At 55.1% G+C, this 14,990-nt stretch carries 14 protein-coding genes; 9 read left to right on the forward strand and 5 right to left on the reverse strand.

Annotation, left to right across the window (positions count from 1 at the left end; translation table 11 throughout):
• The first annotated feature begins 49 nt into the window (after nt 1-49).
• Nucleotides 50-1,654: a carboxylesterase/lipase family protein gene (locus QP027_RS04100; protein ID WP_284826207.1), complete on the forward strand. Its 1,605-nt coding sequence runs from the start codon at nt 50-52 to the stop codon at nt 1,652-1,654.
• 147 nt (nt 1,655-1,801) lie between these two features.
• A complete protein-coding gene (locus QP027_RS04105) occupies nt 1,802-2,683 on the forward strand; it encodes a hypothetical protein (protein WP_284826209.1) in 882 nt (293 codons plus the stop codon).
• A gap of 1 nt (nt 2,684) precedes the next feature.
• Here the strand turns inward: QP027_RS04105 and QP027_RS04110 are convergent, their stop codons facing one another.
• Nucleotides 2,685-3,191 carry a hypothetical protein gene (locus QP027_RS04110; RefSeq protein WP_284826210.1) on the reverse strand — a complete coding sequence of 169 codons (507 nt, stop codon included), beginning with the start codon at nt 3,189-3,191 and terminating at the stop codon, nt 2,685-2,687.
• A 110-nt stretch (nt 3,192-3,301) separates the two neighbouring features.
• Here QP027_RS04110 and QP027_RS04115 point away from each other — a divergent pair, with 110 nt between their 5' ends.
• The 7 genes from QP027_RS04115 to QP027_RS04145 all read left to right on the forward strand — a co-directional run bounded on the left by QP027_RS04115 (nt 3,302) and on the right by QP027_RS04145 (nt 9,796).
• Complete coding sequence (locus QP027_RS04115; RefSeq protein ID WP_284826212.1) at nt 3,302-4,537, forward strand: MFS transporter; 1,236 nt, start codon at nt 3,302-3,304, stop codon at nt 4,535-4,537.
• Nucleotides 4,538-4,694: 157 nt separating this feature from the next.
• Nucleotides 4,695-5,498, forward strand: a complete 804-nt coding sequence (locus QP027_RS04120; RefSeq protein WP_284826213.1) for a hypothetical protein — start codon at nt 4,695-4,697, stop codon at nt 5,496-5,498.
• Nucleotides 5,499-5,549: 51 nt separating this feature from the next.
• Nucleotides 5,550-6,125 (forward strand): histidine phosphatase family protein, encoded by a 576-nt coding sequence (locus QP027_RS04125; RefSeq protein WP_284826215.1) that lies wholly within the window; start codon nt 5,550-5,552, stop codon nt 6,123-6,125.
• Nucleotides 6,115-7,065, forward strand: a complete 951-nt coding sequence (locus tag QP027_RS04130) for a nucleoside hydrolase (RefSeq protein ID WP_284826217.1) — start codon at nt 6,115-6,117, stop codon at nt 7,063-7,065. The genes QP027_RS04125 and QP027_RS04130 overlap by 11 nt, the downstream gene beginning before the upstream one ends.
• A 117-nt stretch (nt 7,066-7,182) precedes the next feature.
• Complete coding sequence (locus tag QP027_RS04135) at nt 7,183-7,956, forward strand: ECF transporter S component (protein WP_284826219.1); 774 nt, start codon at nt 7,183-7,185, stop codon at nt 7,954-7,956.
• Between the two features lie 2 nt (nt 7,957-7,958).
• Nucleotides 7,959-8,645: an energy-coupling factor transporter transmembrane component T family protein gene (locus tag QP027_RS04140; RefSeq protein ID WP_284826221.1), complete on the forward strand. Its 687-nt coding sequence runs from the start codon at nt 7,959-7,961 to the stop codon at nt 8,643-8,645.
• A complete protein-coding gene (locus QP027_RS04145) occupies nt 8,636-9,796 on the forward strand; it encodes an ATP-binding cassette domain-containing protein (protein ID WP_284826223.1) in 1,161 nt (386 codons plus the stop codon). The genes QP027_RS04140 and QP027_RS04145 overlap by 10 nt, the downstream gene beginning before the upstream one ends.
• On the opposite strand, the gene QP027_RS04150 is transcribed toward QP027_RS04145, so the two are convergent.
• From QP027_RS04150 to QP027_RS04165, 4 genes are all read right to left on the reverse strand, one after another.
• Nucleotides 9,793-10,878, reverse strand: a complete 1,086-nt coding sequence (locus tag QP027_RS04150; RefSeq protein WP_349293186.1) for a ParA family protein — start codon at nt 10,876-10,878, stop codon at nt 9,793-9,795. The genes QP027_RS04145 and QP027_RS04150 overlap by 4 nt on opposite strands.
• 77 nt (nt 10,879-10,955) lie before the next feature.
• On the reverse strand, nt 10,956-13,733 hold the full coding sequence (locus QP027_RS04155) for a DUF3427 domain-containing protein (protein WP_284826226.1): 2,778 nt from the start codon (nt 13,731-13,733) through the stop codon (nt 10,956-10,958).
• A gap of 113 nt (nt 13,734-13,846) precedes the next feature.
• The gene (locus tag QP027_RS04160; RefSeq protein ID WP_284826228.1) at nt 13,847-14,248 is read right to left on the reverse strand and encodes a (deoxy)nucleoside triphosphate pyrophosphohydrolase; all 402 of its coding nucleotides are present in this window, start codon (nt 14,246-14,248) and stop codon (nt 13,847-13,849) included.
• A gap of 54 nt (nt 14,249-14,302) precedes the next feature.
• On the reverse strand, nt 14,303-14,866 hold the full coding sequence (locus QP027_RS04165) for a hypothetical protein (RefSeq protein WP_284826230.1): 564 nt from the start codon (nt 14,864-14,866) through the stop codon (nt 14,303-14,305).
• Nucleotides 14,867-14,990 lie beyond the last annotated feature (124 nt).

Below are 14,990 nucleotides of genomic sequence, written 5' to 3' on the forward strand. Positions count from 1 at the left end.
CCCACGATCTGACAGAAGATTTTTAGAAACTGGGGCTAGCCTTGGGCTTATGAACGCACAAGCCACCGCTGATGAATCAAGCGGCAGAACAGGACCCGTGGTGACAACCACCTCGGGTCGAGTTCGTGGCCTCATCGACCCGTTAAGCAAGGTTCGCACATGGCGCGGTGTGCCATATGGCGCGGACACCTCGGGGCCGCATCGGTTCCGTGCGCCCCGTTCGGTGCCATCCTGGCCTGGGATCAAAGACTGCACGGAGTACGCCCCGCCGGCGCTTCAAGGCACGTACGGACTAACTAGCAAGGTCATTGGTAGCGAAAACTGCCTTACCGTGGACATTGTGCGTCCGGACACTGATGAAGAACTGCCCGTGGTGGTCTATTTTCATGGCGGGTCATTCTTGATGGGATCGTCACACGAGAAGGTTCTGCAAGGACATAACCTCGCGGTGAACACCAATGTCGTGTACGTTTCGGTAAATTTCCGCCTTGGTGTCTTGGGATATCTGGATCTGCGCTCTGTCGGGCCGGACTGTGTGGCCAACCCAGCATTGCGCGACCAGATTTTGAGTTTGCGTTGGATCAAACGCAATATCGCAGCCTTTGGAGGCAATCCGAATTCGGTGACCATCATGGGGGAGTCCGCAGGCGGGGCCTCTGTGGTATCGCTGATGATCGCCCCTTCCGCTCGTGGTCTGTTCCATCGAGCTATTGCCCAGTCACCGCCGGTCAGCGCTGTGCACACGAGGATTCAGGCAGCAATGTGGGCTTCGACGCTGCTGGATTACATGGGAATGTCGCGACTTTCTACGTTGGATGATCTTCGCGCGGTTGAAGGCGAGGAGCTTGTTCGTGTGGGGCAGGCGATGATCGTTCGTGGTCGCGAACTGATGTATCTCAATTCGTCGTTTATGCCCACCGTGGACGGCGAGACTCTGACGCAACACCCGATCGATGCGTTTAACGATGGCAATGAAGCTCCTGTGCCATTCATCATTGGAACGAACTCTGATGAAGCAAGCTTTGCCAAGGCTTTGTATCTGCGCATGAGCAAGCGCAGCGCTGCGGCTCGACGGATTCTTGAGGTGTTCGATGCAGAAAACGCCGATCGAGTGCTAAAAGCTTATGGCATGGCCACCGAGCGCAAGGAGTTTGCAGCGCTTCTGGCGGACGCAGTTTTCTGGGCTCCGTCCGTATCGATTGCTTCGGCTCACCGCCATTTCGCCCCGACATGGATGTACCGCTTTGACTACGCGAATGAGACGATGCAGCGTCTGGGGCTTGGCGCGATGCATTCGTCGGATCTCGCTGTTGTCTTTGGCGCGCCGGGCGTGACACGGGCAAGTCGATTGGACCGATTCGGTTCGACGGAAGGCTTCGAGGACGTTAGTACGACAATGCAGTACCACTGGGGCCACTTTTTCCACTTCGGTCGTCCGGGAGAAGAGTGGCCACGTTATGCGACGAGAACTGATACCGAACCTGGTCGTGCCACGGCAATTTTTGATTCCACCGCCCATGTTGTCTACGACCCGCGCCAAACTAAAAGACGTGCGTGGGAGTCATTTCGAATGACGCAGTGGGGTGATGGGCGCATTGACGTAGAGGAGCGCTTGGCTGATTTCTTAGGCTTGGCGGCAAACTCCGATGAATAGTTGGAGTGTGTTGTGGGCCAATCTCGCTACGGATTTGGCGTTTTTGTCAGCGAATTTGTTGCGTTCTGGCTAGGCTGGTGGCCGGTTGTTGGTTTTCAATGACTAATCCGCGCTGAGGACGATCATCCTGGAAGGACACCTGTGACCATGAGCTTTTTCGAGGAAATTGCCGCGGCGCTTGACCGCGATGGTGTGGAATCTCGAGTTCACGACGAGACGATGTTCGTGCCTATTACGGCTGAAGTAGAAATTCAGTTTGTTGAGATTGATCCGCTTTTGCCGGCGGCAAATGTGTATATCGCTGCAGCCGATGTGGATGAGGACGACGAAGACTTTGAGGCCGTGTTGGTTTCGGTAGTGTTTTCTGTAGAAGCGGCGGTTGCCACGGTTGCAGAACATATGGCTACAGATCAGGTAGTCACCGTGCTCCGGGATCTATTGGAAGGCACTGATGAGCGGATCGGCGACTTGGAATTTTACCAAGACTCCGTGAATCCAAATCTTGTTCGTGCAGAGGTGGGCGATAGCTCCGAGCTGCATGTCCTTGTCGAAGTCATTGACGGTGTTCCAGTGGCGAACGTGCAGTTCATCGCATTGAACAGTGAATACGATACGTTGATTGATCAGGCGATCGACGAGTGGTGGGAGTCTGACGGCGATGCCGAGCTTTCCGACGAAGATCGTGACCGTTTGTTCAATGATTTGGCCGTAGAGGTCAACCTAGAAGGCGAGATCCTCGCGCTTGGTAACTTTGAGGACTTTGACCGTCTTTTCGATGTTCTTTCTCTTGCCGCGGATCAGGCGGAAGAGTGGGAGTCGCAGCTATCGCCTGTGGCCGACGAAGATTTCGATGAGCCGGAGGTGTACGACATCTTCGGTGCTGACGATCTCGACGTGGAAGACCTTGAAGAAGACGAAGAAGACAATGACCTCGAGGATGACAAGCTTGACGACGACGGCCTCGACGGGGATGAATTCGACGACGAAGACCTAGACGACGAAGATCTAGACGACGAATCCGAGCGTTAAATCACGCTGCCGCTAGACCTTCGAAAAGAGAGCCGGGGGACTGGAGTGGATTGAATTTTCCATCGACAATCCAGACGTATGTCATGGAGCTGTGGGTGGAAATCTCGTGGATATTTCCGTCGTGTTCGCGGTAGAGCAGGGCACGAATCCATGCCTCGGAAACTTGTGGATCTACGGGGAGCCCCGACTTGTCTGTGACCCGGATGCTGACCAAATAGGCCGGTATGCGGGTTTCTCCATATCCGCGGATTCGCGCCTGGGCCAGCGGGCCAACGCGGTGCCGGGTAATTGCCACCGTCAACTTAGGACCTGAGCGGGTTGCGGGAAGGTCTTTAGTAGGCGGGCGCCACGATGGAGTTGGCCGCGCAAGAGAGCGCGGGTGATGGATGATTCCGTGGAGGTTGCTCAGCACCTCGGCGTGTTTGCGTGCGATCTCATGAGGTGACAAGTCTTCGACGAAAGTGTTGTCGGTGCGAAGGGTGCTGGATGCGCTGCGTGCTTTGATCATGATTGGACACTATCGAGGGCATACGACACCTTCCCTGCAAGCATAGAACAAGTGTTCGAACATCCGTGGGTGGGTGAATCACGAAAAAAGGGGATAGCCTAGTAGCCACAATGACTCCTCTAAATGAACATGGCGCAAGGGCCGAAGAAACGCCGAAGATTCCCAAGGAAATTTGGGTTCTAGTTTCGGCAGCTTTCCTGATTGCCCTGGGCTACGGCCTGATCGCACCGATTATTCCCCAGTTTGCAGTGAGCTTCGGCGTATCGATGGCTGCCGCCGGCGCCGTTGTTTCAGTGTTTTCTGCTGCCCGATTGATTGGCGCACCGTGGGCCGGGGTGCTCGTCGATAAGCTTGGTTCTCGCAAGGTGTATATCACGGGATTGCTGATTGTTGCGGTCACCACTGGGCTCGTGGCAGTGACGCAGGCCTACTGGCAGATTCTGGTACTACGCACGATTGCGGGCATTGGTTCAACGATGTTCACTATCTCGGCGGTCGGGCTGATTGTCAAAGTGGCTCCGCCGCAAATCCGTGGGCGCGCCTCGTCGGTATATAGCACCGCCTTTTTGCTGGGCAACGTCGTAGGGCCTGTTGCCGGTGCCGCCATGTCCTTTTTGGGAATGCGTTGGCCCTTTGTCATTTATGGAACGGGCGTGGGATTAGCCGCCCTTGTCGTCTGGGTTGCGATGCCGCGTGTTAACGAGAATGTTCGCCGGCAGACCCTTCCTCCGATGGAACTGTCGGAAGCGGTGGCAGATTCGGCCTATAGAAGTGTCTTGCTTTCTAACTTTGCGCATGGCTGGATCAACATGGGTATTCGTGTGGCAGTCCTGCCTCTTTTCGCCGCGGCGGTGTTCACTCACGGTGGCGCAGCTGCGGGCCTTGCGCTGGCGGCGTTTGCGTTTGGCAATGCGGTGGCGCTGCAGTTCTCTGGCCGGTTGGCCGACACGATAGGTCGCAAGCCGATGATTGTTGGCGGGCTCCTGGTTACGGCTGTGTTCACCGGTGGAATGGGTTTTGCGGATAGTTTCTGGCCCCTCATTATTGTGTCTGCTCTCGCAGGCGTGGGTGGCGGCATGCTTAATCCAGGGCAACAGGCAGTGCTGGCGGATGTGATTGGCAATGAGCGTTCGGGCGGCAAGGTGCTCTCCACGTTCCAGATGAGCATGGATGCGGGACAGATTCTTGGCCCGATTTTGATCGGCGCGCTGGCGGAGGCATTCGGTTTCCCAATCGCATTCATGGTGTGTGGAGCCCTCGCATTAGTTGCCGCTATCTTGTGGATTTTTGGGCGAGAGACCTTGAACTCCAAGACTGCCCAGCCCTCATCCGTCGATCCAACCTAGGCAACAAATATGTCTATATAAGAGCGGCCGATTGATAGCACTTAGGTATAAAGTCAGCGTAAAGCGCTATCTGCGACTGCATTCCCACTAGTATGTGATGTGCACTCAAAATCGCTGAAAGCAACCGGCCACATGTATGCGCGACGTAGGAGGAAAAATGGCGGCTTCTGCCAACCCGCGACTCAGTCGTCTTGACTTCGTCTTGTCGTGGGCGGGGGTCGGCCTTGCAGTAGTTGCCTGGCTCGTCATTGTCTTGTCGGGGAAGGAGCTGCCATCCACGGTGTTCGCCGAGCCCGTCTTCGCGCTGGCGTTTTGGATGATCTTCGCTTCTGGGGTGTTGCTGCTGATTCCGGCTTTCCGACGATTCGGCCTCAAAGGAATGCAACTGATCGGTTTAGGAATTGTGTTGAACCTCGGCATCATGCTGGTGTTTCACTTCTCGCATATTCCGGTGTATTTCTCGGTCCTAGGTAGTGCCTTTGCCGGATTCGCGGCAGGACCGTCCATGGGAATGACGGTGGGAGTGCTATCGACCCTCTTGGGATCAGTGTTTTACCCCGAGCAAATGCCGACGATTTTGCTGGCTATGATTCCCGGCGCAGTGGTGTGGTACCTCTTTGCCGAACAGCTGATTACTACGGTGGGTAGCCTGTTCGTCGCTGGTAGCCTCTTGGCCTTGGCGTCTAGTGTGATCATGGTAGTCAACCGGCTCACGGCCATCGAAGAAATCGAGCATATCGGCGCAAAAAACCTCAACTACTTCTTCGAGATGGTGCTTGAAGACCCCGTTCAGGCCTTGGTGGCCCAAACGTTAGTCACGCAATTCTTGGACAAACTACTTTTGTTGTTTATCGGGTACGCGCTCTTGCAGTTCTTACTGCCCATATGGAAGATCCACACTTTGTGTCTCACAGAGCCAGCCATCACCATCAGTGAGCATGCTGTTCGCTCTCGTGACTAGGCCTTATTTGTAGAAATGCAGGCACCTAGTATCAAAGCTAAGGTGTAACCCATGAAACTTGTCCTGATCCGTCATGGAGTAACCGACTGGAACGCCGCCCGCCGAATGCAGGGCCAAACCGATGTCCCGATCAGCGACGAAGGTCGTGCCCAGGCGGAGCGCATTCGCCCCATCTTGGAATCGCTTGCGCCAGGCTATGTGGTTACCTCCGCGCTGCAGCGCACGATCCAAACCGCCGAGGCTGCTGGCCTGCACATCGACAAGAAAGATGCGCGATTGAACGAGTTCAGTTTGGGCGAATGGGAGGGTGCGCTTATCGACGAGCTTGTCGCCGAAGAATATGACCAGTGGGGCCTTGGCAAGTTTACTCCTCCGGGAGGCGAGGATATGGATGATTTTTTCCTGCGCATCAACTCGGCAGTGTTCGAGGCGTTGGCCCACGCGCGCAAGAACAACATCGACACGGTCTGCATTATCTCCCACGGGGGTGTCATTCGTCGCTACCTCGCGCGCGGTATTGGCCTGAACATCTCCAAGATGGTTAACCCCCGCCATGCTGGAGTTTCTGTGCTGAACATCGAAGCAGAGGACATTCGCCTAGAGATGTATAACTACGTTGGCGTCTAAACCTGTACTTCTCGATTGCGACCCAGGCATCGACGACACCCTTGCCCTGATCTACCTCGCGGGTCTGCATTCGCTCGGTGAGATTGAGCTCCACGCGGTCACCACCACTGCCGGCAATGCCGACGTTGCAACCACCGCCCGCAATGCCGCCTGGGTGCTGAACGCGTGCGGTATTTCGACCATTCCCGTCGTCCCCGGGGAGCCTGCCCCGCAGAAAGTTCCTTTGGTCACTACCCCAGAAACCCACGGGGACAGCGGACTCGGCTACTTCAACGCGCCCGAGCACATGCTTGGCGACGACTATGTGGACCTCTGGCAGCGCGCCGTTGACACTCATGGCCGCGACCTCCACGTGATCGTCACTGGCCCCGCAACAAACGTAAGCGCTTTCCGCTCCCGCGATCCACAACGCTTCGCAGAGCTTGTGAATATCACCGTGATGGGTGGTGCGGTGAACCACCGAGGAAACAGCACTCCAACTGCCGAGTGGAACTTCTGGGTGGACCCCCACGCTGCCGCCGATATTTTCGACCACGCGCCCTGTCCCATCACGCTGTGCAGCTTGGAGGTCACTGACCAGATGTTGGTTGGCCCGGAACGGCTCCAGGACATCGTCGACAAGCTTGGTGCGACTGCAATCGCGCAGTACTTGCCGGAGATCCTGCGGTTTTACTTTGAGTTTCATCAAGCAAAGGGCGAGGGTTATCAGGCGCAGATTCACGATCTGCTCACATGCATGATCGCATTGGGAACCATCGACTTCGCAGCGACGGCGACCACCGTGGCAGTAGAAACCGAGAGCCCATTGCTACGCGGGACGTCGGTAGCTGATGTGCGCGGGCACTGGGGCAGGCAGCCAAATGCTCGGTTGGTGACTTCCGCCGCCATTCAAGCGGCCCACGACGAGTTCGACCGCGCCTGTGCTGCCCTGAATCGGTAGGCCACATTGGCTTAAATACAAGGGTCGGGCTACACTAATCCTCGTTTTCATCGCCCGAGGTGACATAGGGCGATGGTTTCCCATACGCAATTCCGCATTCCTTCGCGAGGAATCTCTATGTCACATGAAACCTTTTCGCCTGCTCGTCGCATCATTGCCGGAGTCGGAGCGCTTGTTATCGCAGCTACCTGGGTGTACCTGGCGCTGGTACGCCCGACCAACTGGGAATCCGTCGGCGGATCCACGGAAGCTCTCATCGCACTCGCTGGCTATGTTGGCGGAGCCGCGCTTCTTCTCATTGCTACTTTGCCAGTCTTGCCAGCGCGTACTATCGGCGTGATTCCAGTGGCGCTCGTGCTCAACATCGTCATCGGGCAGATTGTTGGTTCGGTGGGAATCCCGCTGTACTTGGATTCTGTTGGTACCATCTTGGTCGCAGCTCTTGCCGGGCCTATTGCAGGACTTGCCACAGGTACGTTGAGCTCAGTGGTGTGGGGGCTGCTCAACCCTGCTGCCTTGCCGTTTGCTGCGGTCTCAGCGGCGACGGGTTGGCTTTCCGGAACCGCTATTCACCGGTTTGGCGCATTTAAGAACGTGTTGCGTGTGGTGCTGTGGGGTGCGGTTATCGGTTTGATCTGTGGCATGCTCGCGGCGCCTGTTGCAGCTTTCGTCTATGGAGGAACTGCAGGCGTTGGCACCGGTGCACTGGTCAGCCTGTTCCGCGAGATGGGCAACTCACTGATCGGGTCGGTGACCTTGCAATCCTTCGTTTCCGATCCACTGGACAAGATCGTCGTCATGCTGATCGTCTTTGCCGCGATCAAGGCGCTACCGCAGAAGACGCTGCGTGCTTTCCGACCGCTTGGAACCACGTCGCAAGAAGCGAACTAGGTGTGCGCACGGTCAACCCCCTGACGGCGCTGAGCCTGGGATTTACCGGCTGGATCGTGGCCCTGGGCATGAACCGGCCGGAAGTCTCCGCATGTTTGGTGGTTGTGGCGTTAATCATCGGTACCGCCCGCACCAGAAACTTTTCCGTTCCAGCATCGGTACTCGCCCTGTCAGCTCCCGTGGCGGTGTCGATGCTGCTAGTCCACGCACCTTTTGGGAAACAACGCATCGCACCGCTGATCACCGCCGATGGAGTAGCCCAAGCAGGGGAGATGACGCTGCGTTTTATGGCATTGATGTCGTGCTTGATCGCGGCGATGACCTTTGTGAAAATCCCTGAACTGGTCAAAGCCGTGCAAATCAGCCCCCTGGGAAGTCGCGCGGCGTACATTGTTGGCTCATCGTTGCAGTTTCTTCCCCAGGGAAAGCTAACGGTGACAACGGCACGGGACGCAAACCAGTTGCGGGGGCGCCGAATCACTATGTCATCTGTAGTCCCAGCGGTTGTGCTACCGGTGATCACTGGTTTGCTGACGCACGGCGCGGCCCGTGGGCAGTTCCTAGAGACGACAGGCTATGACGTGCAAGGCCGACGCACCGTCCTACGCCCAGCCCCGGACAGCACAGCCCAGCGATTCTTGCGCTGGACAATACCGGTTGTGACCTTGGCGGTGGTCATTTGGATCTAGAGCTTCTCCCCACGACACTGGCGACAAGCCACAACCGCACAGTCCAGGTGATCGCCGATTCTGGGCAAGGCCTCAGCCGTCTCGCACGGACGCTGCACGAGAACGTGGCTGGTGTAGCCGTGGTGACGCAAGACCCACACGCGCACATCTCGCTGCTGCGCGAAACGGTCATCGAGGAAGTAGCGATCAGCCTCGAACAGTACGGTATCGCGCCCGAAGAGATGCAGCGCCGGTGCGAGCGTATCTTGCCGCTGAGCGGATTGACGCACCTCGCGGAACGCCACCCCACGGAGCTTTCGGGCGGACAGACCCGCAGATTAGCGATTGCCACCATCGCAATCCTTGAACCACGCGTCTTGGTCCTCGACGACCCTTTCGCCGGCCTTGATCCACACTCCATCACGCGCATCATTGAACTCTTCCGCGCCCTCCCGTCCGATATTATTGTGCTGGGAAATCGCCCGCGCCCAGAGCTCGGCGCGACCATGCTGTCGCTTGTCGACGACCACTTGATCCCACACACCCCGAGCAATCAAAAGGTCGCACTGCCGGAACGTGTGAGTGTGGCAGGACAGGCACCATGGGAGTTTCAAGGTGTGACCGCCCGGCGCGGAGGCCGCAAGAGGAAGTGGTGGCAGTTTCACACCGTGAATGCTGCCGAATTTGTCGTCGGCCCCCTAGACATCACCGTCTATCCGGGGCAAGTGGTGTTGCTTCAAGGGGAAAATGGTTCGGGAAAAACGACCTTGCTCCGTGCAATGGCCGGGTTGGATGGTCACGCGCCGGTTTCAGACTCGGTCTCTCTGGCGTTTCAGCACGCGGCGGACCAAGTAGTCGACTCGACGGTCGAGGCGTTCGTGGGGGACAGGGGAATCGTCGACAAGCTGGGGTTTGACCCGGAGCAGCACCCGTTGGATCTCCCCGCGCGCGATTTGCGGCTAGCGCAGCTTGCGGCGGTTTCGGCGCAGGGGAGAGACATTGTGCTTCTCGACGAGCCCGATGTAGGTTTGGATACCCGTGGCCGGACGCAAGCTCATGAACTGCTGGCAGATGCATTGCGTCGCGGCGCTGGTGTGGTGCTGACCTGCCATGACGAATCGTTCGTGCGGGAGGTTAGCGGGTATGCGGCGGTGCGGGGATTTGTCCTTTAAACCTTAAAGACATTCTTGCCAATTGGCGGGTCGTACAAACGACTGCGAACGATGTCGGAAACTTGCTGAATCTTCTCCGCGTATCCATCACGTTGTGTGCCTTGGGTACCTTTAATGCCGTCTTTGTATTCAAGATCGGCGATCGGAGAATGCACGTCTTGGGCAGTCGCCGGCATGGAGTGCATGTGTGGGACGTGGCCCACCAAGTAGTCGATTTGATTCTGGCCGAGGACTCGTGCGATACGGAGAGATTCTTCAGCGAACTTTCCACGGAAGCGCTCGAACGCTCCAACCAGTTGTTCTTGGCCATTGGACTTTTTCTTCACATATTCGAGCGTGGTGTACCCCAGGTACTTTAGATTGTGGTCATCGTGGCCGTGAAGCCGTAGATTGCGCTTCTTGTCGTCGATGTTGGCCGAGAATGATTTCCACTGCGCAATATTTGCTTCTGACATCTCGGAGTATTCCGTCACCCAGGCTTCGAACCAGCGTGCCAGGTTTCCAAATGCGTGAAAGCTAAAGAGATCGGTAGCTGTCGGAGTGACAAAAGCATCGCAGCCCAGCAGAACGGTTCTGTTGAATGGGCCGAGGCTCGGTCCAACGTCAAAGAAGATCACGTCGTAGCGATCAGCCACTTCCATGGCGTTGACCAGTTGGCCCGCCCAGTGCACACGGCGGAAGTCGGCGGTTTGACGCCCCAGTGCGGACTGCCACGCGGACGACATGACGTCTTCGATCTGAGACAGGCTCGGGTGTCCAGCGAGTACATCGAACTGGAACCGATCAGATCGGTAAACGGGGAAGTTGGTGTCGATCTGTGGCTCGCCTTCTCTCAGCGGAATGAAGAGGCGGTAGACGGTCTTGGCTAAAGATTCATGCAAAGCCGAGTCTGTGCTGTCAACGCTGCCGTAGATTTCAGCAGTTTGTTCGTCGTTAAGCAGGAGCTGCGTCGCATTGCACTGCGGGTCGCAATCGACGTAGAGTACGCGCTTTCCACTTCGGGCGAAGTTGTAAGCCACATTGGTGGACAAGGTGGTTTTGCCAACGCCACCTTTGTTGTTGAAAAAGCTCAGAGCTCTAATCGTCATTTTTCCTGCCTTGAAGTGAATTGATATTTGAGGACTTGATAAATCGCTTGACGTAAACGATGTATCGACAACTATTCCGCAGCCGCCACATTTTTTCTCGCTGTAATGGTGTGAAAAAGCTCCGATGGGATTGGAATTTGCATCTTGAGCTGGGTGGTTACTACGTCTAATTCTTTACCGTGATCGTCTTGCATGCTCTCTTGCTTTGGTTCGGTTGCTTTGGCTTGGCCCAAATAGAAAAAGTCCTTGCCATCTGCATCTTCACGCTTCACGAAGAGGTGGAGTTCCGCGTCGCCGAAAAGAATCGGTTGAAGTTCGGCCGATTTCAATGTGCGGCCATGGCGGGTGTACCAGAGCATTGTCGACGAATCGATGAGTTGATCTTCGTATCGCTGACTGGCCGACACATCGGCGTCCTTGTGATAAGTCACAAAGATAGGGCACGTGTTTGTTTCGGATTCGTACCGATATCCCATCATCGTGCTGTCAAGATTCTTCGGCCAGTTCAATAGGCGACAAACGTCTTTCCGGGAGTATCGCTGGCCGCGAACGAGCGCTGCACCGCCCCCGTAATACTTGCGGTTGAGGAGGAGTCCGGTTTCGATTACGTCATCTACGTGGTCTTTAAAGCTTATTGGTGAGAACGTATGTGATTCTGCATACGAGGTATAGAAAGAACGAAAAGTATCTGAAAGCTCAAAAGAAGCACCGTCGAATACGATCGCAGGGGTATCTCCGTATTTCTTTCGGGTCGTAGTAGCGAACCACGTCAAATCGAAAATCGCAGCCACAGTCGATAGAACCTGCGAAGAGTGGTCAAGACCATGAGACTTGAGGATTTGCACGTAGCTTTCTACTGCTACCTTCTCATTGAGCAAAACCTCTCGAAGAAGGAGCAACTCATGGGGGCGTTTTCCGTTGAGTAATTCATTGGAGATGAAGCTAAGGAAAGCCTGCTCAGATTGATGAGGAGCGTGTTCCACAAGCTTTAACGAGTGAAGCAGTGCCCAGTAGCTCTGGTCCTTGGTTGCGAGCAAAAAGGGGTTGACAGATTCGTGCGTTTCGAAATCCATCAAGCGTGGGATTCGTCCAATTCTTTGTCGCAATGCGATGATGGCCTCTTTGCATTTTCGCTTATCCAACAGTGAAGCCTTGTGCAGCGACTCTAGGATGCGTGCGGTTGAAACTTCATCGAAGCTGATCGTTGATTGGCCTGCCACTGGATTTGAACGGGATTGCCGGATGCGAGCCTTAATCGTGTCCTTGTTCGACGATCGATCTCCCGTAAGGGCAATCGGGATGAGATAGTTGTTCGCGTAATTGCCAATGAAATCAATGACACGTAGCGATTCCTTGTTAGGTGACTTTCGCAGCCCTCGTCCCAATTGTTGCGTGAAGATGATCGACGACTGCGTCCCTCGCAACATGACAACAACGTTTACTGGTGGGATATCGATACCCTCGTTGAAGATATCGACTGTCAAGATGTAATCAATCCGCCCCTGAAGAAGCTTGTCGACGACGTTTTCGCGCTCTGCAATCGGGGTCGCCCCGGAGATAGCTTCGGTGCGAAGCAATCGACCATTAACGGTCCGCTTGTTCAGCCGATCTGAGATCAACCTTGCTTCATCATTCGAACTGCAGAATACGAGTCCCTTCGTCCCACGTGGAAACTCGAAATCTTCCAGAGTTTGTGCGATGTGATCCACTCGTTCATCGGCAATCAAGTCAGAGACAGAAGAAACGTCGCTGATGATGCGTCCTTGGGCGGACTCGTAATCAGATATTCCGTAGTAATCAAATGGCACCAGCATGTGAGCTTCGAGTGCTCGACCCAATCGAATCTCGTAGGGAACGTTGTAATCAAATAGCTCAAAGACATTGAATTGGTCCGTACGTTCAGGTGTTGCCGTGAGTCCGAGCAGAAATTGAGGGCGGAAGTAGCTGAGGAGTCTGCGATATGAGTCGGCACCCGAGCGATGAACTTCGTCGATCACTATGTAGTCAAAATGAACAGGAGAAATCTCGCTCAAATTCTTCATTTGAGAGATGGTCTGCACCGTTGCAAAGACAAACCTGCAGTTCAAGTCACGTTGGTGACCGATATAGAATCCGATATCGGTGCTATCGCACTCCAAGACACGCTGAAACTCTTCGGCAGCTTTGCGGAGAATTTGTTCACGGTGGGCGACGAACAAAACGGTGCGTGGTTTTGATTGACGAACAGCAAGGGCCGAGAGAATGGTTTTTCCCGTACCGGTTGCAGAGATGATTAACGCCTTGGATTCACCGGCATTTATCACTTCCTGGAGTCTGTCTAGTGCTTCAACCTGCATTGCGTTGGGCTGGATATGATCTGCGGAGCGAATTGGGTCGATAGAGATAGGAACGCGGCGACGACGTTGCTCGTATTCGTCGATCCATTCGTTTGTGAGCAATTCTGAGTCGTTAATATGCCGCTCGACTGCATGGTTAAGCTGGTCTGCGATGTCTCCATCGCTATGAGTCGAAAATCGGAGATTCCATTCGCGATTTGTCATGAGAGCATCACGAGTGAGGTTGGAACTTCCAACTAGAGCGGTGACGTGGTCGTGGCGCCGAAAGATGTATCCCTTAGCGTGATGCGGATACTTTGTCATTACACGCACATCAATGTTTCGGAGGTTCAATAGCTCTCTGAGCGCGTTCGGATCATTGAAATCCTGATAGTCGGAGGTGATGATAACGCCGTGACCTGGAAATTCGACAAGCTGTTGTTTCAATGCGCCGATCCCACCGTTCGTGACAAAAGCGACTGAAAAGACGAAAGACTCGGCTGAAGACAATTCAGATCTGAGTGCGGCGAGCATCGTATTCTCTTCGCCGTTGGCAACGAGGACGGGATTCTCTAATCGCTGGGACAAGATTTGAGAATCAAGGAATCCGTATTCAGTATCGAGGGCTAGCCGAGAAAGGCGATCCTTCATCCCTCGGTGTCTCCCATAATCAACTTCACTGCAGGAATGTCAGCTGGCGCCCAATCAAGCTGATCCAATTCAGCGACGGGAACCCAGCGCACCTCTGAGTGCTCGGTCAAAACAGGCTCAGCATCAGTTTTTGCGGTGCAATAGTAGGTGGCTAGGTTCACCACACCAAAGTCGTATTCGTAAGAGGTGGTGGTGATGTGTTCGCCGACTGTGGCGTCGATAAGCAATTCTTCTTTGAGTTCGCGCGCGAGAGATTCCTGCGGGGTTTCGCCGCGTTCGATCTTGCCGCCTGGAAACTCCCATTTGCCGGCCATGTTTTTGTCTGGACCGCGCTGCGCTGCGAAGACGTAACCATTGCGAACAAAAACCGCGCCGGTTACCTCAATGTGTTTTGTCATGTACACAGGATAGGTTAGGCGCCGAAAATTATCGCGGAATCAAGGAAAGGGCAGTTACCGTTCCTGTGCGACAACCCCATCAGAGCCATTCTGGTTCGTGCAGCGTGCTTTCCCTTGATACGGGGATGCGTTCGGGTCGGTGGAGTTAGCATCCCACAGGCAGTACCAGCCTTCGGGTGATGTCCAGGTGGCATCGATTCCGAACAGATCGTGATTGCCGGAGAAGTACTCGGAGATCACTGCTAGACCGACTTCACAGTCTGTGTCAGAGCTCACCGCAATGATGTCGAATTCAACGCCGGAGTGTGAAGCCGTGGCGGCGCCACAGTAATCACCTTCGCTTGCCAATGCAGAAGTAGCTTCGGCGGAGGAAACCGGATCAACACTAGAACTCGTGCCAGGAGTTTCAGGGGCAGAGATTTGCGAAGAATCTTCGGAGACAGGAGCTGCAGTAGATGTCTGTGCGGCGCGTAAGTCTTGGACCGTTTCTGTGGTGGTTACTACGGGCGTTGATGGAGCGGAGGCTTCGTTGCTTTGGTCGTCGTTGGCGCACGCGGTTAGTAACAGGGGCAGAAACAGGGGAGTAGCAAGCAGTACGGCGGAAAGTCGAAGTCGCATGCGCCGTAGTTTATCGGCAACAAGCTACTTGCCGGAGTAACAATTTGCACGATTCCATAACGAAATACTGTGGTGAAAAGCAGAGGAAATCGTCGCTAAGCAATGGCTCGGTTGTAGCGAAAGT

Source organism: Corynebacterium breve (assembly GCF_030252165.1).
GTDB lineage: Bacteria > Actinomycetota > Actinomycetes > Mycobacteriales > Mycobacteriaceae > Corynebacterium > Corynebacterium breve.